The organism is Citrobacter sp. Cpo012 (assembly GCF_030333015.1).
Taxonomy (GTDB): domain Bacteria; phylum Pseudomonadota; class Gammaproteobacteria; order Enterobacterales; family Enterobacteriaceae; genus Citrobacter; species Citrobacter portucalensis.
The window spans coordinates 387,690-409,172 of the sequence record NZ_JAOWGR010000043.1 but is presented as its reverse complement, the minus strand read 5'-3'; the positions used below and the strand labels follow the sequence as shown (position 1 = coordinate 409,172).

At 53.2% G+C, this 21,483-nt stretch carries 20 protein-coding genes; 11 read left to right on the top strand and 9 right to left on the bottom strand.

Annotated elements, in window-relative coordinates:
* Positions 1 to 152 precede the first annotated feature (152 nt).
* Complete coding sequence (gene wzz(fepE) / locus OGX90_RS21810; RefSeq protein ID WP_286574339.1) at positions 153 to 1,286, top strand: LPS O-antigen length regulator Wzz(fepE); 1,134 nt, start codon at positions 153 to 155, stop codon at positions 1,284 to 1,286.
* A 46-nt stretch (positions 1,287 to 1,332) separates the two neighbouring features.
* On the opposite strand, the gene fepC is transcribed toward wzz(fepE), so the two are convergent.
* Genes fepC through fepD form a run of 3 tightly spaced genes read right to left on the bottom strand, consistent with a single transcriptional unit; the run spans position 1,333 to position 4,123 of the window.
* Positions 1,333 to 2,130: an iron-enterobactin ABC transporter ATP-binding protein gene (gene fepC, locus OGX90_RS21805; protein ID WP_286574340.1), complete on the bottom strand. Its 798-nt coding sequence runs from the start codon at positions 2,128 to 2,130 to the stop codon at positions 1,333 to 1,335.
* Positions 2,127 to 3,119, bottom strand: coding sequence for an iron-enterobactin ABC transporter permease (gene fepG / locus OGX90_RS21800; protein WP_008784056.1), 993 nt, complete (start codon positions 3,117 to 3,119; stop codon positions 2,127 to 2,129). The genes fepC and fepG overlap by 4 nt, the downstream gene beginning before the upstream one ends.
* Positions 3,116 to 4,123, bottom strand: coding sequence for a Fe(3+)-siderophore ABC transporter permease (gene fepD / locus OGX90_RS21795; RefSeq protein WP_032942654.1), 1,008 nt, complete (start codon positions 4,121 to 4,123; stop codon positions 3,116 to 3,118). Before fepD ends, fepG begins: the two co-directional genes overlap by 4 nt.
* Positions 4,124 to 4,232: 109 nt before the next feature.
* On the opposite strand from fepD, the gene entS reads away from it, so the two are divergent.
* Positions 4,233 to 5,468, top strand: coding sequence for an enterobactin transporter EntS (gene entS, locus OGX90_RS21790; RefSeq protein WP_111465939.1), 1,236 nt, complete (start codon positions 4,233 to 4,235; stop codon positions 5,466 to 5,468).
* Between the two features lie 61 nt (positions 5,469 to 5,529).
* Here entS and fepB read toward each other — a convergent pair whose 3' ends face one another.
* Entirely contained in the window at positions 5,530 to 6,486 is a 957-nt protein-coding gene (fepB, locus tag OGX90_RS21785; RefSeq protein WP_044699495.1) for a Fe2+-enterobactin ABC transporter substrate-binding protein, read from the bottom strand.
* 187 nt (positions 6,487 to 6,673) lie between these two features.
* On the opposite strand from fepB, the gene entC reads away from it, so the two are divergent.
* The 7 genes from entC (at position 6,674) to OGX90_RS21750 (ending at position 14,084) form a co-directional block, all read left to right on the top strand.
* Complete coding sequence (gene entC / locus OGX90_RS21780; protein ID WP_048235908.1) at positions 6,674 to 7,849, top strand: isochorismate synthase EntC; 1,176 nt, start codon at positions 6,674 to 6,676, stop codon at positions 7,847 to 7,849.
* A 31-nt stretch (positions 7,850 to 7,880) separates the two neighbouring features.
* Positions 7,881 to 9,491: a (2,3-dihydroxybenzoyl)adenylate synthase EntE gene (entE, locus tag OGX90_RS21775; protein WP_137377144.1), complete on the top strand. Its 1,611-nt coding sequence runs from the start codon at positions 7,881 to 7,883 to the stop codon at positions 9,489 to 9,491.
* 13 nt (positions 9,492 to 9,504) lie between these two features.
* A complete protein-coding gene (locus OGX90_RS21770; RefSeq protein WP_003831197.1) occupies positions 9,505 to 10,362 on the top strand; it encodes an isochorismatase in 858 nt (285 codons plus the stop codon).
* On the top strand, positions 10,362 to 11,117 hold the full coding sequence (gene entA / locus OGX90_RS21765) for a 2,3-dihydro-2,3-dihydroxybenzoate dehydrogenase EntA (RefSeq protein ID WP_032942661.1): 756 nt from the start codon (positions 10,362 to 10,364) through the stop codon (positions 11,115 to 11,117). Before OGX90_RS21770 ends, entA begins: the two co-directional genes overlap by 1 nt.
* A 2-nt stretch (positions 11,118 to 11,119) precedes the next feature.
* Positions 11,120 to 11,533, top strand: a complete 414-nt coding sequence (gene entH / locus OGX90_RS21760; protein WP_003022055.1) for a proofreading thioesterase EntH — start codon at positions 11,120 to 11,122, stop codon at positions 11,531 to 11,533.
* Positions 11,534 to 11,717: 184 nt separating this feature from the next.
* On the top strand, positions 11,718 to 13,823 hold the full coding sequence (gene cstA / locus OGX90_RS21755; protein WP_008784063.1) for a pyruvate/proton symporter CstA: 2,106 nt from the start codon (positions 11,718 to 11,720) through the stop codon (positions 13,821 to 13,823).
* Between the two features lie 63 nt (positions 13,824 to 13,886).
* On the top strand, positions 13,887 to 14,084 hold the full coding sequence (locus tag OGX90_RS21750) for a YbdD/YjiX family protein (protein WP_003022064.1): 198 nt from the start codon (positions 13,887 to 13,889) through the stop codon (positions 14,082 to 14,084).
* Between the two features lie 111 nt (positions 14,085 to 14,195).
* On the opposite strand, the gene OGX90_RS21745 is transcribed toward OGX90_RS21750, so the two are convergent.
* Entirely contained in the window at positions 14,196 to 15,284 is a 1,089-nt protein-coding gene (locus tag OGX90_RS21745) for an oxidoreductase (protein WP_286624674.1), read from the bottom strand.
* A gap of 132 nt (positions 15,285 to 15,416) precedes the next feature.
* Here OGX90_RS21745 and OGX90_RS21740 point away from each other — a divergent pair, with 132 nt between their 5' ends.
* A complete protein-coding gene (locus tag OGX90_RS21740; RefSeq protein ID WP_128611424.1) occupies positions 15,417 to 16,577 on the top strand; it encodes a pyridoxal phosphate-dependent aminotransferase in 1,161 nt (386 codons plus the stop codon).
* On the opposite strand, the gene OGX90_RS21735 is transcribed toward OGX90_RS21740, so the two are convergent.
* From OGX90_RS21735 to dsbG, 4 genes are all read right to left on the bottom strand, one after another.
* Entirely contained in the window at positions 16,578 to 17,195 is a 618-nt protein-coding gene (locus tag OGX90_RS21735; RefSeq protein WP_032942666.1) for an IbrB-like domain-containing protein, read from the bottom strand.
* On the bottom strand, positions 17,180 to 18,403 hold the full coding sequence (locus tag OGX90_RS21730; RefSeq protein ID WP_286585331.1) for a phosphoadenosine phosphosulfate reductase: 1,224 nt from the start codon (positions 18,401 to 18,403) through the stop codon (positions 17,180 to 17,182). The genes OGX90_RS21735 and OGX90_RS21730 overlap by 16 nt, the downstream gene beginning before the upstream one ends.
* Positions 18,404 to 18,568: 165 nt before the next feature.
* Positions 18,569 to 19,471, bottom strand: coding sequence for a DNA-binding transcriptional repressor CitR (citR, locus tag OGX90_RS21725; protein WP_048235900.1), 903 nt, complete (start codon positions 19,469 to 19,471; stop codon positions 18,569 to 18,571).
* Between the two features lie 203 nt (positions 19,472 to 19,674).
* Entirely contained in the window at positions 19,675 to 20,421 is a 747-nt protein-coding gene (gene dsbG, locus OGX90_RS21720) for a thiol:disulfide interchange protein DsbG (RefSeq protein WP_111465930.1), read from the bottom strand.
* A 374-nt stretch (positions 20,422 to 20,795) separates the two neighbouring features.
* Between dsbG and ahpC the strand changes: the two genes are divergently transcribed.
* The gene (ahpC, locus tag OGX90_RS21715; protein WP_002894394.1) at positions 20,796 to 21,359 is read left to right on the top strand and encodes an alkyl hydroperoxide reductase subunit C; all 564 of its coding nucleotides are present in this window, start codon (positions 20,796 to 20,798) and stop codon (positions 21,357 to 21,359) included.
* The last annotated feature ends 124 nt before the right edge of the window (positions 21,360 to 21,483 follow it).

Sequence of the window (21,483 nt, the reverse complement as noted above, 5' to 3'; positions counted from 1 at the left end):
GCAGTGCAAGGGGATGAAAGGGGTGAATAAATTCCGAATATAATTTTTGGTAGGGCGACAAGCACAAAGAATGTTTCGGATAAATCTGACTAGCTGGTAGACTTCTCCCACAGGAATGTTTTTCTTTTAGGAAAGTTTTCAGGTCACACAACATGTCATCATTAAATATAAAGCAAGATAACGTTTCGGAATTTACTGGGTATCCTCAGCCAACGGCAAACGCAAATGAAATCGATTTAGTGAATCTAATCGAAATCTTATGGCGTGCAAGAACGAAAATTATAGCGACCGTTTTCGCCTTTGCTTGTGTGGGTATTCTGGTCTCTTTTCTGCTGCCACAAAAATGGACCAGTCAGGCCGTCGTGACGCCGGCGGAAGCGGTTCAATGGCAGGGATTAGAGAATACGCTGACCAAATTGCGCGTGCTGGATATGGATATTAGCGTTAGCCGTGATGATGTGTTTAACCTGTTTATCAAAAAATTCCAGTCGCCTTCATTGTTAGAAGAGTACCTGCGCTCTTCGCCTTACGTGATGGCGCAATTGAAGGGCGCTGATATCGACGAAATGGAGTTGCATCAGGCAATTGTCAGGCTCAGTGAGAAAATGAAAGCGGTTGATACTAACCTGGGTAAGAAGAACGAAACTTCGCTGTATACCTCATGGACACTGAGTTTTACCGCACCTCAGGCCGAAGAAGCCCAGTCAGTGCTGAAGGGATATATCCAGTATATTTCTGCCCTTGTGGTGAAAGAAACGCTGGAAGATATTCGCAATAAATTGTCCATCAAAACCAGTTATGAAAAAGAAAGACTGGAGATGGATCGCGTCAGGCTCAAAAACCAGTTGGAAGCAAATATCCAGCGACTGAACTACTCGCTGGAGATCGCCAATGCCGCCGGGATTAAAAAGCCGGTCTACAGTAATGGCCAGGCGGTGAAGGATGACCCCGATTTCTCTATTTCACTGGGTGCTGACGGCATCGAACGTAAATTAGAAATAGAAAAATCAGTAACGGATGTTGCTGAAATTAACGGTGAATTACGTAATCGCCAGTACCACGTTGAGCAACTGTTAGCGATGAATGTGGGTGACGTAACATTTACGCCGTTTAAATATCAACTTTCACCTTCGCTGCCGGTGAAAAAAGACGGTCCGGCTAAATCAATGATCGTTATTCTGGCCGCATTACTGGGGGGAATGGTGGCGTGTGGTGGTGTTCTGTTGAACCATGCCATGATGTCGCGTAAGCAAAAAATGACGTTTATTGATCAGCAACTGGTGTGATGAATTGTCGTATGGCGGCAAGCTGGCCGCCATACTGTAACGCGTGTTATTTGTTGCGTCCAAGCGGCACCACTAACGGCGTTCCGGCAACCGGATCGTCGATAATCATACAGCGCAGTCCATAGATTTTTTCAATAAGCTGCGCGGTGACGATCTCCTTCGGTGCACCCTCGGCAATAATTTTTCCGTCACGCAGCGCGATCAGGTGTGTTGCATAGCGACAGGCCTGATTCAGGTCGTGCAAAACGGCGGCCAGCGTGTAACCTTTTTCCCGGTTTAGCTCACTCAGCAGTTCCAGCAGATCGATCTGATGACTGATATCCAGCCAGGTGGTGGGTTCATCGAGCAGCATAATCGACGTTTCCTGCGCCAGCACCATCGCAATCCATGCACGCTGACGTTGTCCGCCGGAAAGGGTATCCACACTTTGTGATGCCAGGTGGGTGATACTCGTCGCCTGCATGGCGTTTGAGACCGCAATTTCATCCTCTTGCCGCCAGCGGGTAAACAGCGGCTGGTGTGGGTAGCGTCCGCGGGCAACCAGCTCCTGTACCGTAATATCCCCCGGCGTGGTGGCGTTTTGCGCCAGCAAACCTATTCTGCGGGCGACTTCTTTGCTGGCATAGTGCTGAATATGCTCGCCGTCGAGCCAGACCTTGCCGTGCACGGGCGTCATCAGACGACTCAGCGTGCGCAGTAGTGTTGATTTCCCGCAGCCGTTTGGCCCGATAATCGCGGTGAAATGGCCGTCGGGAATCGACACATTGAGGTTTTCCGCCACGGTAAACTTGCCATAACCCAACGTTAACTGGTCGCCACGCAAACGGGCTACTGATTCGATCATTTTTTGCGGGACTCCTGAATTAACAAGACGATAAGATAAATACCGCCGAGGCTTACGGTGACAACGCCCACCGGAAGCTGATAAGGCATAAACAGCTGTTGGGCGCATAAATCCGCCATCAGCAACAGCAACGCGCCGCACAGCGCCGACAGGGTTAATCCCCAGCGCGATGTACCGCTTATACGTCGCGCGATATGCGGCGCGACAAGAGCAATAAACGAGATAGGACCGGCCAGCGCGGTGGCGGCAGCGGTCAGTACCACCGCAACCAGCATCATCATCAGACGTGAGCGCTCAACGCTGACGCCAAGCGCACAGGCGCTGTCATCACCCATTTCCAGTAAGCGCATCCGGCGTACCAGCAGCGCGGCGCACACCAGCATGATGATAATCAGCGGGGCAGAAGGCCAGGTTTTGGCCCAGGTCAGGCCATTGAGCGATCCGGCGTTCCACAGCCCGGCCGTCAGCGCGGTTTCTAATGATGCTTTCAGCAGTAGCCAGGTGTTGAACGCCACCAGCATGGCGCGAATGCCGATACCGATAATAATCAGCCGGAAGGTGTCGATCCCATTGCGCCAGGCGAGCGCCCAGACCACCAGAGAAGTCAGAATCCCACCCAGCATGGCCGCCAGCGCGATAGCGGTGAGATGCTGTCCGAACAGCACCATTGCCACCAGCACACCGCTCCAGGCTCCGGTATTGAAACCCATCACATCCGGGCTGCCCAGCGGGTTGCGCATCAGCGACTGAAATATTGCGCCGCTCACGCCGAGAGCCGCGCCAATTAATAGCGCCATGAGCACGCGTGGCAAACGCCATTCGGTCACCACCAGCGTAATACTGCGCGGCGCATCGCCGAGCAGGGCGGCAATAATTTGCTGGGTTTCCAGCGTAACAACGCCGCTACGCAGGCTCCACAAACCAATGACGAGACAACCTGCAACCAGCAGCAGGCTGCTGATTATCAGGCGGCGGGAGAGGTGCATCATGCGCCACCCCCACGCGATTTACGGCGTACCAGAAAGATAAGCACCGGTGCACCGATAAAAGCACTGACTACCGACACGCGCAGCTCGCCGGGGACAATCAGGCGACCGATTATATCGGCAATCAGTAACAGAGTAGGCGTTGCCAGTAGGGTTACGGGCAGTGACCAGCGGTGATCCGCCCCCACCAGCCAGCGCGCCATGTGCGGCATCATCAGGCCGATAAAGGCGATAGGACCAACAATCGCGGTCGCACTGCCGCACAGTACGGTAATAACCAGCAGGCCAATAAATTGCGTGCGAGCGACTTTACTGCCAAGCGCGGTAGCGGTGTCGCTGCCGAGACTCAGGCTATTCAGAGCGCGACTGAGAAACAGTGCGACAGCCGCGGCAATCAGTACCGGTACCAGCACAACTTTCAGCGTTTGCAGGCTGCGGATATCCAGTGAGCCGGCTTGCCAGAAACGCAGCTGATCGTAAACGTCCGGGTTGAGCAGGGCGATGCCGGTGGATAATCCTTCCAGCACCGCGCCCAGCGCGACGCCCGCCAGGGTCAGACGTACCGGGCTTAACTGCCCGCCGCCCTGACTACCGGTAAAAGCTACGATCAGCGATGCAGCCAGCGCACCGCAAAAGGCCATCAGCAGCTGTTCTTGCGCAGAGGAAAAGCCGAACAGCGCGGCCCCCAGCACAATAGCGAAGCTGGCGCCGGAGTTGACACCCAGAATGCCGGGATCGGCGAGAGGGTTACGCGTGAGCGTTTGCATTAGTGCGCCAGCCAGGCCCAGCGCACCACCGGCGAGCAGCCCCGCCAGCGTGCGCGGCAGGCGCGCGTCCAGCACGATGGTGCAATCAGCACTTTGACAACTGCCGGTGAGCGCATCCAGCACCACGGAGGCAGGTAGCGACTTGGCGCCAATAACCAGACTTAATACCGTGGTGAGAACAAGTAATAACAATAGTCCGGGCACGGCGAAGGCGCGTGTCGCGGAAACAGAGCATGACATATCAACTTCCCTGATAATGATAGTAATTATCGTTATCGATCTTATTTGGATATGTTAGCATGTGCAGCCATCGAATGGATATTGAAAAAGTACCTGGTAAGGCTCTGTAATGAATCGACAATCCTGGCTGCTCAATCTCAGCCTGTTAAAGACCCACCCAGCATTTCGCGCTGTCTTCCTCGCCCGTTTTATTTCCATTGTCTCTCTGGGGCTACTCGGCGTGGCGGTTCCGGTACAGATCCAGATGATGACCCAGTCGACCTGGCAGGTGGGTTTGTCGGTGACGTTGACCGGTAGCGCAATGTTTATTGGCCTGATGGTGGGCGGAGTGCTGGCCGACCGCTATGAGCGTAAAAAAGTGATCCTGCTGGCGCGTGGAACCTGTGGTATTGGCTTTATTGGCCTGTGTCTGAATGCGCTGCTGCCCGAACCGTCGTTGCTGGCGATTTATCTGCTTGGCTTATGGGATGGTTTCTTTGCCTCTCTGGGCGTGACCGCATTGCTGGCTGCGACGCCAGCGCTGGTTGGGCGCGAGAATTTGATGCAGGCCGGGGCGATTACCATGCTGACGGTGCGTCTGGGATCGGTAATTTCACCGATGCTTGGCGGGGTGCTGCTCGCGACTGGCGGCGTGGCCTGGAACTACGGACTGGCGGCGGCGGGAACCTTCATTACCTTACTACCGTTGCTGAGCCTTCCTGCGTTGCCGCCTCCGCCGCAGCCGCGCGAGCATCCGCTGAAATCGCTGCTGGCAGCATTTCGCTTTCTGCTTGCCAGCCCGCTGATTGGCGGCATTGCGCTGCTCGGTGGTCTGTTAACCATGGCGAGCGCCGTGCGTGTGCTGTATCCGGCATTGGCGATTAACTGGCACATGTCGAGTGCGCAAATTGGCCTGCTGTATGCGGCTATTCCGCTGGGGGCAGCCGTGGGCGCATTGACCAGCGGACAACTGGCGCACAGCGTTCGCCCGGGACTGATTATGCTGGCATCGACCGTGGCTTCATTTCTGGCTATCGGCCTGTTTGGCTTGATGCCCGTCTGGCAGCTTGGTGTGGTTTGTCTGGCGCTGTTTGGCTGGTTGAGTGCGGTCAGCTCTTTGTTGCAGTACACCCTGTTACAGACGCAGACGCCGGAAGCGATGCTCGGACGAATTAACGGTTTGTGGACGGCGCAAAACGTCACCGGCGATGCGATTGGCGCGGCGTTGTTAGGTGGTCTGGGCGCGATGATGACGCCGGTTGCTTCGGCAAGCGTGAGTGGATTTGGGCTGGTGATTGTCGGTCTGTTACTGCTGCTGTTGTTGGGAGAAGTGCGCCGATTCCGGCAGGTCCCTGTGAATGCCTGATCGCATTGTGCTCTATGGTTTGTAGGCCGGATAAGGCGTGAGCCGCATCCGGCGCTGAACATTAAAACAGAGCCGACAGACGTTGCAGCAGCAGCGTAGCGCTGTAGTAGTCGAGACGGAAGGTTTCCGTACCCAGGGCGTAAACGCGTTTATTCTGCACGGCTGGCAGATGCGCCAGAAGCGGATTGGCGTAAATAGCGTCGGCATCTTTGCTGTCGCCAGCAAACAGGAACAGCGCTTCGCCGTTCAGGCCTGCCGCCAGGTTCTCACCGCCAAGCTGGATGATATCGTGGCGTTTGCCCTGACTCTGACTGGTGTGCAAGTTGGCAGGCAGCGTTGCCAGCGTAAAACCTAACTGCTCCATCAGCTTGCCTTGCGCTGACTCAGGCGTCCAAAGGTTGGCGCTGTGCGCCGCGGCGGTATATACCAGCGCGCTGACCGGCTGTGGTGGCAGGGTAATACGTTGCTTAACCGCCTGCAGTTGCTTATCAAACTCGGCAATTCGCGCAGCTGCCTGTTGCTCCTGACCGGTAATTTCACCTAACTGGGTCAGCAGCGACTGCCAGCTTTTATCGTCGTAATTAATGATGAGCGTTGGCGCAATGGTGGACAGCTGATCGTATAGCGCGAGGGCAGAATCTCCCCCAGTGGCGCTTACCAGAATCAGATCCGGCATTTGAGCTGCGACGGCCTCGGCGCTCGGTTCGCCGATATACAGGCGGCTCAGTTTGCGTTCTTTTGCTACTTCGCTCCACTGACGTAAAAAGCCCTGTGCATCGCCGATGCGATTGTTCGGCGTAGTGGCACCGCTGGCAATGACCGGAGCATCAATCGCCAGCAGCGAGCCGGTGAGGGTCACGCTGGTGGAGACAATTCGCTGCGGCTTATGCTCAAGCGTATGCGTGCCGCGGCTGTCAGTAACCTGACGCGGCCAGTCGGCGGCGTGACCTGAAGAAATTCCTGAAAGAGATAAACCTGCCAGTAAGAGCACGGTGCGGCAAAAAGAGGGGAGACTCACGAATCGGCTTCCTGTTATCAGTATGAGTAATGCTTCTCATTTTCATTGTTAGCGAGCAAGGATGCAAGCCAAAGTCGCACATTGTGCTACCACAAGAGTTGACATACCGCCGCTTTACTTTTAGGTTAGCGACCGAAAATATAAATGATAATCATTATTAGAGCCTTTATCATTTTTGGAGGATGATATGGATACGTCACTGGCCGAGGAAAAAACGCAGACTATGCCGACGCTCGCTCCCGACAGTTTTTTCTTTATGTCGCCGTACCGTAGTTTTACGACGTCAGGATGCTTCGCCCGCTATGCGGAACCGGCAATTGATGGCGATTCGCCAGACAGCCCTTTCCAACAGAAAATGAACGCACTGTTTGCTGATGCCAAATCGCAGGGCATCGCGAACCCTGTCATGGTCGGGGCGATTCCCTTTGATACCCGCCAGCCATCATCGCTGTTTATTCCCCAATCATGGCAGAGCTTCTCTCGTACGGCGAAGCAGCAATCATCACGTTACTTTACCGCGCATCAGTCGCTGAACGTCGTTGAACGTAAATCGATCCCGGAACAGGACTTTTTTGAAGATATGGTCGCCCGGGCGGCTGCGCTGACGTCCACTCCGGAAGTCGACAAAGTGGTGTTGTCACGCCTGATCGATATCACCGCCGATGCCAACATTGACAGCGGTGCGCTGCTGGAGCGTCTGGTGGCGCAAAATCCAGCGAGCTACAACTTCCATGTACCGATTGAAGACGGCGGCGTATTGATTGGTGCCAGTCCGGAACTGCTACTGCGCAAAGAAGGCGATCGTTTCAGTTCTCTGCCGCTGGCGGGCTCTGCACGTCGTCAGCCTGATGATGTGCTGGATCGCGAAGCAGGGATCCGCCTGCTGGCGTCTGAGAAGGACCGCCATGAGCACGAACTGGTGACGCAGGCGATGAAAACGGTATTGCGCGATCGCAGCCGTGAATTGCAACTGCCTTCTTCTCCGCAGCTGGTTACCACGCCGACGCTCTGGCACCTCGGCACGCCGTTTGAAGGTAAAGCCAACCCGCAGGAAAACGCCCTGACGCTGGCGTGCCTGCTGCATCCGACGCCTGCGCTAAGCGGCTTCCCACATCAGGTTGCGCGCAAGCTTATCGCCGAGCTGGAGCCGTTCGATCGTGAATTGTTCGGCGGTATTGTCGGCTGGTGTGATGCCGAAGGTAACGGTGAGTGGGTGGTGACGATCCGCTGTGCGAAGCTGCTGCGCAATCAGGTGCGTTTTTTTGCCGGAGCAGGAATTGTTCCAGCCTCTTCCCCGGTTGCGGAATGGCGTGAAACGGGGGCCAAGCTCTCCACGATGTTGAATGTTTTTGGACTGCATTAAGAGCCTTGTGGACTGGCTTTAAGGAGCAATAATGAGTATTCCTTTCACCCGCTGGCCGGAAGAGTTTGCCCGCAGGTATCGTGAAAAAGGTTACTGGCAGGATTTGCCGCTGACCGACATTCTGACCCGTCACGCCGACAGCGACCATACGGCGGTTATTGATGGTGAACGCCATCTGAGCTATCGCCAGCTGAATCAGGCCGCTGACAATCTTGCCTGCAGTTTGCGTTGCCAGGGGATCAAACCCGGCGAAACCGCGCTGGTACAACTGGGCAATGTGGCTGAGCTGTATATCACCTTCTTTGCGCTGCTCAAGCTGGGCGTAGCTCCAGTGCTGGCGCTGTTCAGCCATCAGCGTAACGAACTCAACGCCTACGCCAAACAGATTGAGCCGGCACTGCTGATTGCCGATCGCCAGCATACGCTGTTTAGCGGCGACGATTTTCTTAACGCTTTTGTGGCCGAACACAATTCAGTGCGCGTGGTGTTACTGCGCAACGCTGAAGGTGAACACAATCTGCAAACGGCGATAAACCAGCCTGCGACAGATTTTTCCGCCACGCCATCGCCTGCTGATGAGGTGGCGTACTTCCAGCTTTCTGGCGGGACGACCGGGACGCCAAAGCTGATTCCTCGCACTCATAACGATTACTACTACAGCGTACGTCGCAGCAATGAGATTTGCCGCTTCACCGGGGAAACGCGTTATTTATGCGCAATCCCGGCGGCGCATAACTACGCCATGAGTTCGCCAGGCGCGCTGGGCGTATTCCTGGCTGGCGGCACTGTGGTGCTGGCGGCTGACCCGAGTGCCACTCTGTGTTTCCCGCTGATTGAACAGCATCAGGTTAACGTCACGGCGCTGGTGCCACCTGCGGTGAGCCTGTGGTTGCAGGCGATTGCGGAGTGGGGCAGTAATGCGCAACTGGCTTCGCTGAAACTGCTTCAGGTCGGTGGCGCGAGACTTTCCGCCACGCTTGCGGCACGTATTCCGGCTGAGATTGGCTGCCAGTTGCAGCAGGTCTTCGGCATGGCGGAAGGGCTGGTGAACTATACCCGTCTGGACGACAGTCCTGAGCGCATCATCAATACCCAGGGTCGCCCGATGTGTCCCGATGATGAAGTCTGGGTAGCAGACGCTGACGGCAACCCTTTAGCCCAGGGAGAGACCGGACGCCTGATGACGCGTGGTCCGTACACCTTCCGCGGTTACTTCAAAAGTCCTGAGCATAATGCCAGCGCCTTTGACGCCAACGGCTTTTACTGTTCCGGCGATCTGATCGCTATCGATCCGGATGGTTACATCACCGTTCAGGGGCGTGAAAAGGATCAGATCAATCGCGGCGGGGAGAAGATCGCCGCTGAAGAGATTGAAAACCTGCTGCTGCGCCATCCAATGGTTATCCATGCCGCGCTGGTCAGTATGGAAGACGAACTGATGGGTGAGAAAAGCTGTGCCTGGCTGGTGGTGAAAGAGCCGCTGCGCGCGGTGCAGGTGCGCCGTTTTCTACGCGAACAGGGCATAGCGGAATTCAAATTACCCGATCGTGTTGAGTGCGTTGAGTCATTACCGCTGACTCCAGTGGGGAAGGTAGATAAAAAACAATTACGTCAGTGGCTGGCATCACGTTCACTGGCCTGAAGGAGAAATAGAAATGGCAATTCCTAAACTGCAGGCTTATGCGCTACCAACGGCGCTCGATGTTCCGGTGAACAAAGTCGACTGGGCATTTGACCCTGAACGCGCCGCGCTGTTGATCCACGACATGCAGGATTATTTTATCGGCTTTTGGGGCGATAACTGCCCGATGATGGAGCAGGTCGTCGCGAACATCGCCGCGCTGCGCCAGTACTGCAAAGAGCATAACATTCCGGTGTATTACACCGCTCAGCCGAAAGAACAGAGTGATGAAGACCGCGCTCTGCTCAATGATATGTGGGGACCGGGCCTGACGCGTTCCCCGGAACAACAAAAGATCGTTGAGGCGCTGGCGCCGGATGAAGCGGATACCATTCTGGTGAAATGGCGTTATAGCGCATTTCATCGTTCCCCGCTGGAACAGATGCTCAAGGAAACCGGGCGTAATCAACTGATCATTACCGGGGTGTATGCGCATATCGGCTGTATGACCACCGCAACGGACGCCTTCATGCGTGACATCAAGCCGTTTATGGTTGCCGATGCGCTGGCGGACTTTAGCCGTGACGAACACCTGATGTCGCTGAAATACGTGGCGGGACGTTCCGGGCGTGTGGTAATGACCCAGGAATTATTGCCGACACCGGTCCCGACCAGTAAAGATGCGTTGCGCAGCGTTATTCTGCCGTTGCTGGATGAGTCTGAAGAGCCGATGGATGACGAAAACCTGATCGACTACGGGCTGGATTCCGTGCGCATGATGGCGCTGGCGGCGCGCTGGCGTAAGGTTCATGGTGACATTGATTTCGTGATGCTGGCGAAAAAACCGACCATTGACGCTTGGTGGGCGCTGCTCTCCCGCGAGGTGAAGTAATGGCTGGATTTGATTTTGCCGGGAAAACCGTCTGGGTAACCGGCGCGGGTAAAGGGATTGGCTACACCACGGCGTTGGCATTTGCGGAGGCTGGTGCTGAGGTGACAGGATTCGATCGCGAATTTCCTCAGGATAACTACCCGTTTGCGACCGAAGTGCTGGATGTGGCGAATGCCGGACAGGTAGCTGAGGTGTGCCAGCGTGTCCTCAAAGCGCGCGAGCGTTTAGATGTGTTGGTCAATGCCGCAGGTATTTTGCGTATGGGGGCCACAGATGCGTTGAGCGCTGAGGAGTGGCAGCAGACGTTTGCGGTTAACGTTGGCGGGGCGTTCAATCTGTTTCAGCAGACGATGGCGCAGTTTCGTCGCCAGCAGGGCGGGGCGATCGTGACCGTCGCGTCGGATGCGGCGCACACGCCGCGTATCGGCATGAGTGCTTACGGCGCGTCAAAAGCCGCGTTGAAAAGTCTGGCGCTGACCGTCGGACTTGAACTGGCGGGCAGCGGTGTGCGCTGTAATGTGGTGTCGCCAGGCTCGACCGACACCGATATGCAGCGCACGCTGTGGGTTAGCGATGACGCGGAGCAACAGCGCATTCGTGGATTTGGCGAGCAGTTTAAACTCGGGATTCCGCTGGGGAAAATCGCCCGGCCACAAGAGATCACTAACACTATTTTATTCCTCGCCTCTGATCTGGCCAGCCACATTACGTTACAGGATATCGTGGTGGACGGCGGTTCCACGCTGGGGGCATGACGATGATCTGGAAGCGTCATTTAACGCTGGATGAACTCAATGCCACCAGTCAGAACACGATGGTGGCGCATTTAGGCATGGTCTACACCCGGCTGGGTGATGATGTGCTGGAAGCCGAAATGCCGGTGGATAGCCGCACGCATCAGCCATTTGGCCTGCTGCACGGCGGCGCATCCGCGGCCCTGGCGGAAACGCTGGGTTCAATGGCGGGTTATCTGATGACCCGAGACGGGCAATGCGTAGTGGGGACGGAACTCAACGCCACGCATCATCGGGCGGTATCGCAAGGGAAAGTGCGCGGCGTTTGCCAGCCGCTGCACCTTGGGCGTCAAAATCAAAGCTGGGAAATCGTCATCTTTGATGAGCAGGGACGACGCTGTTGCACCTGTCGTTTAGGCACTGCAGTGATGGGGTGAGATCACCCGGCAAAGTAAAATGAAATTGCAGAGTTAACAGGTAAATGAAGTGATCTAGTTAACAATGCAATGTAAATACTCAGTGATACTTCGGGTTTGCATGGTTGTCAGGTTGTTAAATTCAGAAAAGATGTTATAGAAACAAAATGTAACATCTCTCTGGATCGGACAACGGATAACAACTATGAACAAATCAGGGAAGTACCTCGTCTGGACAGTGCTCTCCGTTATGGGAGCATTTGCCCTCGGCTATATCGCATTAAATCGTGGTGAACAGATCAACGCGTTGTGGATAGTCGTGGCGTCGGTCTGTGTCTACCTTATCGCTTACCGTTTCTACGGCCTGTACATCGCGAAAAATGTACTGGCGCTTGACCCGACGCGTATGACGCCAGCCGTGCGCCATAACGACGGTCTGGATTATGTTCCCACCGATAAAAAAGTGCTGTTTGGTCACCATTTTGCGGCAATTGCCGGAGCGGGTCCGTTAGTTGGACCGGTGCTGGCGGCGCAAATGGGCTATTTGCCGGGGATGATCTGGCTGCTCGCCGGGGTGGTACTGGCGGGTGCGGTGCAGGACTTCATGGTGCTGTTTGTTTCTACCCGTCGCGATGGTCGTTCCCTTGGCGAACTGGTGAAAGAAGAGATGGGCCCAACGGCGGGCGTTATTGCGCTGGTGGCCTGTTTTATGATCATGGTGATTATTCTCGCAGTACTGGCGATGATTGTCGTGAAAGCGCTGACCCACAGTCCGTGGGGAACCTACACCGTAGCGTTCACCATCCCGCTGGCGATCTTCATGGGAATTTATCTGCGCTATCTGCGCCCGGGCCGCATTGGTGAAGTGTCGGTCATCGGTCTGGTGTTCCTGGTGTTTGCCATTATTTCCGGCGGCTGGGTGGCTGAAAGCCCGACCTGGGCACCGTACTTTGACTTTACCGGCGTACAGCTGACGTGGATGCTGGTGGGCTACGGTTTTGTTGCCGCCGTCCTGCCGGTGTGGCTGCTGCTGGCCCCGCGTGATTACCTCTCTACCTTCCTGAAAATCGGCACCATCGTTGGCCTGGCGGTAGGGATTCTGATCATGCGTCCAACGCTGACCATGCCAGCGCTGACCAAGTTTGTTGACGGTACTGGCCCGGTCTGGACCGGTAACTTGTTCCCGTTCCTGTTTATTACCATTGCCTGTGGTGCGGTATCTGGCTTCCATGCGCTGATCTCCTCCGGCACCACGCCGAAGATGCTGGCTAATGAAGGGCAGGCCTGCTTTATCGGCTACGGCGGAATGCTGATGGAATCCTTTGTCGCCATTATGGCGCTGGTTTCCGCGTGCATCATCGATCCGGGCGTGTACTTTGCAATGAACAGCCCGATGGCGGTGCTGGCTCCTGCGGGCACGGTTGACGTAGTGGCTTCTGCGGCACAGGTAGTCAGCAGTTGGGGCTTTGCCATTACGCCAGACACCCTGCATCAAATCGCCAATGAAGTGGGTGAGCAATCCATCATCTCCCGCGCAGGTGGTGCGCCGACGCTGGCCGTCGGGATGGCGTACATTCTGCACGGCGCACTGGGCGGCATGATGGATGTGGCGTTCTGGTATCACTTCGCCATTCTTTTTGAAGCGTTGTTTATTCTGACGGCGGTAGATGCCGGTACACGCGCCGCGCGCTTTATGCTGCAGGACTTGCTGGGCGTGGTATCACCGAGCCTGAAACGTACCGATTCGCTGCCTGCAAACCTGCTGGCTACAGCGCTGTGCGTGCTGGCCTGGGGTTACTTCTTACACCAGGGCGTGGTGGATCCTCTGGGTGGTATTAATACCCTGTGGCCGCTGTTTGGTATCGCTAACCAGATGCTGGCCGGTATGGCGTTGATGCTCTGTGCTGTGGTGTTGTTCAAGATGAAACGCCAGCGCTACGCGTGGGTGGCACTGGTCCCAACCGCCTGGCTGCTGATTTGTACCCTGACCGCTGGCTGGCAGAAAGCGTTTAGCCCGGATGCGAAAATCGGCTTCCTGGCTATCGCCAACAAGTTCCAGGCGATGATCGACAGCGGTAACATTCCGGCGCAGTACACCCAGTCGCAGCTGACGCAACTGGTGTTTAACAACCGCCTGGATGCGGGTCTTACCATCTTCTTCATGGTCGTCGTTGTGGTGCTGGGTCTGTTCTCCATCAAAACTGCGCTGGCAGCATTGAAAGAGGACAAACCAACTTCGAAAGAGACACCGTACGAGCCGATGCCTGAGAATGTCGAAGAGATCGTGGCGCAGGCGAAAGGCGCGCACTAATATTCTCTTTACCAACGAGCCCTCTCCTGAACGGGGAGGGCGTTTGTACGACAGGGAAACACTATGTTTGAAACACTCGCCAAAGCCGGGAAGTATTTAGGTCAAACCGCCCGATTAATGATAGGTGTGCCGGATTACGACAATTATGTTGAACATATGCGCGTCACGCATCCGGACCAGACGCCAATGACCTACGAAGAATTTTTCCGCGAGCGCCAGGATGCGCGATATGGCGGGAAAGGTGGCGCGAAGTGCTGTTGATTTTTTTGCCGGATGGCGCTGACGCTTATCCGGCCTACAACATCGTATTGGCGTAATTTGTCGTCGTAGGCCTGATAAGGCGAAGCCGCCATCAGGCAACCCGCACCATAATCACACCGTAAACGACTCTACCTTTTCGAATGCTGCGCGCAGTGTCTCCGGCTTTAACGTTACCGGCAGGGCGTGAATGGACTCCACCGGGCGCAGAGTGTGCGCAATCACTTTGTCGATTTCGGCGCGGTTATTGATGTCCACTTCCAGTTGAGCTAATCGGGTTGGCAGGTTGAATCGCCGATAAGCGGTAATTAACTGCGCCAACACGTCATCTTGTCCCAGCAGCGCGCTCTGCACCAGGATGCCGTACGCCACTTTGGTGCCGTGTAAAAACTTCTCGGTTTGTGGGAGGACGGTCAGGCCATTGTGAACAGAATGCGCCGCCGCCACGCGTGTGTAGCGCTCACCCAGACCACCAACCATGCCGCCTCCGGCAATAATCGCATCCACCACATCGCAAAACGTGCGGCTTAGCGTGCCTTGTTGTTTGTCTGCCAGCGCCTGCTCGCTGCTTTCCAGCAGGACGTCGCGGATGGTCTGCGCGGCTTGAATACCCAGACGTACTGTCAATGGCAGTGTTTCCGGCTGAGGTGCGAGCACGACGGCTTCATACCACTTTGCCAGCGTGTCGCCGATCCCCGCCAGTAAGTATTCTTCTGGCGCATTGAGAACGATCTCGGGTTCGACCAGCACGAGGAAGTTCGCGTCAGGGAAAATTTCGAAATGTAGTGCCTGGCCCGCATCGTTATACCAGACAGAGAGCGGCGTCCAGGCAGCGCAGGTCGCCGCGATAGTAGGAATACCGACAAACGGCAGATCCAGACGACGGGCCAACGCTTTAGCGGTGTCGAGTAATGTACCGCCACCCACGCCAATCACCACACTGCGATCCTCTCCCGACTCTTTTGCCAGTTGAGCAACATCGGTTTCGCTGCAATGTCCCGTAAACAGCAGGCGTTTAGCCTCGGCAAGATGAAAAGCCTCTGGCAGGTAAGGGCGGGCCGCATCGATGGCGCGTTCACCATAAACCCACACGGCGCGTGAAAGTTGGTCGGCAGAGAAAAAATCGTTCAGTCTCGACAGACTACCAGGATGGGAAAAATAGTTAGCTGGGCCGGTGACGACGCGAATTTCGGTATTACTCATGTTGTGTTGTCCTTTTGGCTGTCCTGTCCAGGCAGGTTATTTTTATATAGACGTCTGAACGTCTTGATTGCCAAATACTAGCATCGTGCTATAGTGGCTTCAACCACAACATCACACGCTGGGATAACAATAATGAGTAATAACCCGCTGATTCCGCAAAGCAAACTGCCTAATCTGGGCACCACTATCTTCACGCAAATGAGTGCACTGGCGCAGCAGCATCAGGCCATTAACCTCTCGCAGGGGTTTCCTGATTTTGACGGTCCACTCTTTTTGCAAGAGCGTCTGGCGTATCACGTCGCGCATGGCGCAAACCAGTATGCGCCGATGACGGGCGTGCAGCCGCTGCGCGAAGCCATCGCGGATAAAACGGCAGACCTGTACGGCTATAAACCTGACGCGAATAGTGAAGTGACCATCACGGCGGGGGCAACGGAAGCATTGTATGCCGCGATCACTGCGCTGGTGCGCCCTGGTGATGAGGTGATTTGTTTCGACCCGAGCTACGACAGCTATGCGCCTGCGGTTGAATTATCCGGCGGTGTGGTTAAACGTATCGCCCTGCAACCACCAGCTTTTCGCGTCGACTGGCAGGCGTTTGGTGCCTTACTCAGCGACCGTACCCGATTGGTTATCCTGAACACGCCACATAATCCTTCTGCCACCGTGTGGCATCACGCCGATTTTGACGCGCTGTGGCAGGCGATTAAAGAACGCGAGATCTTTGTCATCAGCGACGAAGTTTATGAGCATATCTGTTTCGCCAAACAGGGGCATGCCAGCGTGCTGGCACATTCAGAGCTGCGGGAACGCGCTGTTGCTGTTTCATCGTTTGGTAAGACCTACCATATGACCGGCTGGAAGGTCGGATACTGCGTTGCGCCAGCCGCCATTAGCGCTGAGCTACGAAAAGTGCACCAGTATCTGACGTTTTCCGTCAACACGCCGGCTCAGCTCGCACTGGCGGATATGCTACGAGAAGATCCGGCACACTATCGCGAACTGCCCGCGTTTTATCAGAAAAAACGCGACGTGTTAGTGAACGCGCTGCGTGACAGCCGACTGGAAATTCTGCCGTGTGAAGGCACATACTTTTTACTGGTCGATTACAGCGCCGTTTCCTCGCTTAACGACGTGGAGTTTTGCCAGTGGCTGACCACTGAAGTGGGCGTTGCGGCAATTCCGCTGTCGGTGTTCTGCGCCGATCCTTTCCCGCATAAACTGATTCGCCTCTGTTTTGCCAAGCAAGAATCGACGCTGTTAGCGGCAGCCGAGCGTCTGGTTTCGTTGTAGCTATTTCACAGTCCAGGCTTTGGAGAATCGACGGTCAGCAAACAACGCTTGCAGGCCGTTGATTTGCTTCAGGCGTAACACCTCGTCGCTGTCCATACCAAGATCCTTGCCAATTCTTTCTTCACTCCAGCCCAGTTGCGATAGCTCGCGGACAATCTCGGACATGGCGTGGATTTGATGACGCCCGCGGGCGCGGTTGTGGCGAATGGTTGCCGCCATACGCTCATGGCGTTCGCGTTCTAAACAGGCAACCGGCAGATATCCTTTCAGCCTGGGCCTCAGTGAGGCTTTGGCTTTACCTAACTCGTGGCGGTGGAAACCGTCGACAATTTCGTATTCTTCAGCCGTTGAGTGAACCACTACAATGGGCTGCGTAAACCCGTCAGCTTCGAGGGACTTCAGCAGCAGCTTTTTCTCCGGTGGCGCAACGTTATTGGGGTTGTAGTCATTGGGTGAAATATGATCATTTTTAACCCAAAGTACGCAATCTACGGGCTCCTCGCGAAAGGGACTGACGCTGTGTATTGCCTTTCTGAATTCATTTATGGCTTCAATTCTCTCTGGTTCTGATAAACCAGAAAGAAAGCCGAGGAGTTCCTGAGTTAATCGCTGTTGCATAAGAGTCCCCATTCCTGGCGTTTTGTTTTCATGCGCTCATTGTAGCGTTGATAGTTTTTGGGTTTCGTTGGACTAAATGAGAGAGCCCGGCACCAATAGTCGTTATTCAGCAGGACCTTACAGATACGCCGCCATGACGGAATATCCACTGAACCAATATCTCTTTCCTGGGTTTGTGGGATATTCTCCATGCCTTTTTTCTTATACCACTGTAAATAGACGGCGATTTTATTGCGGTAATGTTCAGCGGTCGTTTCCGGCATACTCTTCAATAACAGCATGGCGTATTCCTGCCAGCTTAAATGTTCGGGTTTTAATATTTTGCGGTGACCGTAAAAATGGTTGTCCTGACCAGCATATATCCCGCCACTTTTTACCCCGCTGACGCGGGAGCACATCATTGCCCAGCGTTCAGGCTCAATAACATGGTAAAGCCACAGCCCCTGGCGTTGTTCTGGTCCAAAGGGTTCGCAGATACGCATGTATCGCGTGGGAACCCCCGCCTGATACATCAGGTTGTACAGGGAATTACACGGGAGCGTTGACTTCGCAAACCACGTCCAGATGTCAGCAGTTTTCCAGTCATAAATCGGATAAATATACCAGGTATGCCCGCCGGGGGCGCTGGTGGTCCAGGGTTTGTCATCGGCAAAACGCTGTTTTTTCGAGTTCGCAATGGCGACGAAACGATTATATGACTCATCGGCGCGGATCCCGACCATCATGGCGGCCGGTCGTTTCTGCGAAAACCATTCAGCGAACTCACGAACAAATTGCTCGAAAGTCATACCGGGTTGGTAGAAAGAGAAAAACTCGGGATCGGTAATGGCATCTGCAGGCGGTTGGCGAACCCATTGAGTACCCGGCTCCCAGCATTGCCATTCAGGCTGAAATTGTGACAGTGAATTTTGCGTCGTCAGCGGCAATGCAACCCAATAAAATTCTTCGATGACATCGGAATAATTCTCGCGTAGCGCCTGGACATAGTCGATAGTGCAGGAAAACTGAGCCTCCCAGTCGATAAATAAGACGTTTATTTTTTTCTGTAACTGGCGGGCAATGGCGGCGGTCAGATGTAACATCAACCCCGAATCTTTACCTCCAGAGAAAGAAACGCAGACACGCGGTAGAGTCTCAAGCGTCCAGGTAATGCGTTCCTGTGCTGCTTGCAGAACATTTTTATCCAACGGTATTTTATAAACAGACATATCAAATCCATATCGAATTTTTATTATTTGCAGCCATAATAAATGTCCGTAATAAGATAGGCTTTTTCTTGCGACATGCAATATTTAAATATATTCATTATTTGCATGCTATTTTGTTATTGTATATTTTATATGAATTATAATGTGCTTTTAATCATGTTATCCTTAACTATCCAAGGATAGTTTGCTTATGTATTCTGCGAAGGCTTTGTTATTCAATGATGCCCGGTTATACATTATGAATAATTTTACTTTTGGTAATTCAAAATCGGTTTTAATTTCTTTAAATTTCAATGCTGGCTGATAAATTTCATAAATTTGTCTGGGGATTACACCAATAATATCCGTACTGGCGATAACGTTAGCAATCGAGAGTAAGGAGTCGCTACTAAAACCTACTTTATGGAATGCCATCGATTCGCTGGCACGGGAACGATAATCTTTAATACCCTGATCTTCAGAGGAAAAATATGTAAATTGCTCTTGTTGGATTTGTTCGAGTGTGCTCGTCTCATTTATTCTGGGATGGTTGCCACTGCACACTAAAACACAGTCAATGATCTTGAATTGAGTACATACGATAGAACGGTTGTGGACCGGCGTTGTTGTAATCACCAGATCGGCTTTACGATAGGCAAGGATGTTTTCGGCCGTTTCTGCTGACATTAATATATCATGATGCTCAATTTCAATATCTGAATTTTCTCTGAGGCTATTAATTAAAGATGTCACATTCAGGTTGGTTGTAATTTGTGGACTGTAGATGACGAATTTATTTTTCAGGCTGGAACCGTGCATGATATTGATGGTTTGTTCCAGATTATTGAGATTTTTTTCAAGGTGAAGATGAAGGTTTACCCCTGTGACCGTAGGCGTAATGCCTTTGCCTGAGCGAATAAACAAGGGGTCGTTAAACTGTGTACGCAGTCGCTGTAATGACTGGCTGACGGCTGAAGGGGTGATATACAGTGTTGCCGCAGCTTTACTGATGCTCAAATGTTGATAAATACATTCAAAAATTACCAACAGGTTAAGATCGAATTTTTTGAGGTCATAGAGGTTAGCCATGCATACCTTCCTGTGATGGTAATGTATAGGATAATTCAATTGTTGAATAATTTAAATTCTAATCATTCTTAGAGTTTATGTTTATGGCTTAATGAATAATTAACTTAAACTAAAATAACACAGATTGCTTGATGGTTACGATAAAAATACATTTTAAAGAGTGATTGAAATGAGAACCATAACAATCACTCATTCTGTTACCTTTATTTATTTCCCATAATAATATTTAATTTATCTTTATCGGGTAATCCCACTTCCTGTTGTAACGTATCGTCTTTGCTCATGTAGTAGATCGCGGGCGTCACATTAGCACCTAAATCATCCATGAGTTTTTGGTTGATATTCAGTACTTTCATCTGTTCTGGATGGACAGGCGTGGGGATTTCCAGCTTCATTTTCCCGCCGGATGCTTCATAGTCATGCCAGGTTTTGGCCGGATCTTTGGATGCCAGGATCGCAGCAGCAGTTGCCGGGCTTTCGGGCTTGATCACGCCAACCAGCAGCGTACGCAGCTGAACTTTACCGGAATCTACCCATGGGCGCGCCTGCTGCCAAAACTGTTTGCAATAAGGACAGAAGGGATCGGCAAACACGTAAACGATGACCGGGGCTTCTTTTTTCCCGTCCTGAATCCACGACGCTTTTTCCATTCGCTGCCACATCTCACGTCCGGCAGGGGCATAGATCTCTTTTTCTATGAGCGCATTACTGAGGTTTTCTCCTTTTTCATTATACATGTAGCCGGAGATGGCATGTTTACCGTCAGGCGTGACATAGATAGTGACCCCCATGTCCTGGTATTTTCCCAGATAGCCTTTCATTCCACCCGGTGCGTCGAAGGGCTTCAGGATCGTAATTCCCTGTTTCTCAATGGCTTTAACAGGGGCAGGGAGCTCCTCTGCGTGCACGATAGCGGGGAGAAGAGTTAAGAGTAAGGTGCGTTTAAACATTGATTTTCCTTATAAAATCAGCAGGAAAGTGGGCTTAATTGCAAAACCTATCACAGCCATAGGTAAGATCGACGGTCTGTCGATTGCCCTTTCTTTAGTTGGGTGATGTAATCCCTATCGCTGTTACGACCTTTGTTAAGGTAATGTAGAGCGCAACACATAGCCAGCCCTGCTGGCACTGACGTTACCTGCGGGTAGCTCGGGTAATGAGGCTCCCTGCAAAGGGGGCCTTTTTTACTTTTATCTTTAGGTTCACAACATGAGTTTGAGTGGGTTGTTAGTTAACGCTTATTGATTTGATAAAGGAAACGCATTAGCCCTGCGAAGAGATTTTCGTTAACTTATCTCTCAACGAAAACACGGAGGAAGTACAGATGTCTTTGATTAATACCAAAATTAAACCTTTCAAAAACCAGGCGTTCAAAAACGGTGAGTTCATCGAAGTAACCGAGAAAGATACCGAAGGTCGCTGGAGCGTCTTCTTCTTCTACCCGGCTGACTTTACTTTCGTATGCCCGACCGAGCTGGGTGACGTTGCAGACCACTATGAAGAACTGCAGAAACTGGGCGTAGATGTGTATTCCGTGTCTACCGACACCCACTTCACCCACAAAGCATGGCACAGCAGCTCTGAAACCATCGCGAAAATCAAATACGCGATGATCGGCGACCCGACTGGCGCCCTGACCCGTAACTTCGACAACATGCGTGAAGATGAAGGTCTGGCTGACCGCGCAACCTTCGTTGTTGACCCGCAGGGTATCATCCAGGCAATCGAAGTTACCGCTGAAGGTATCGGCCGTGATGCGTCTGACCTGCTGCGTAAAATCAAAGCAGCACAGTACGTCGCTTCCCACCCAGGTGAAGTTTGCCCGGCAAAATGGAAAGAAGGTGAAGCAACCTTAGCGCCATCTCTGGACCTGGTTGGTAAAATCTAAGTCGCATAGTTTGTAGGCCGGATAAACCTAGTGCATCCGGCATTCCACAGGCGCAAATTTGCGCCTGTTTCATTCCAGCACCATGACGCAAGTTGCATTAATGCAGTCCCGCAAAATCGGCTTG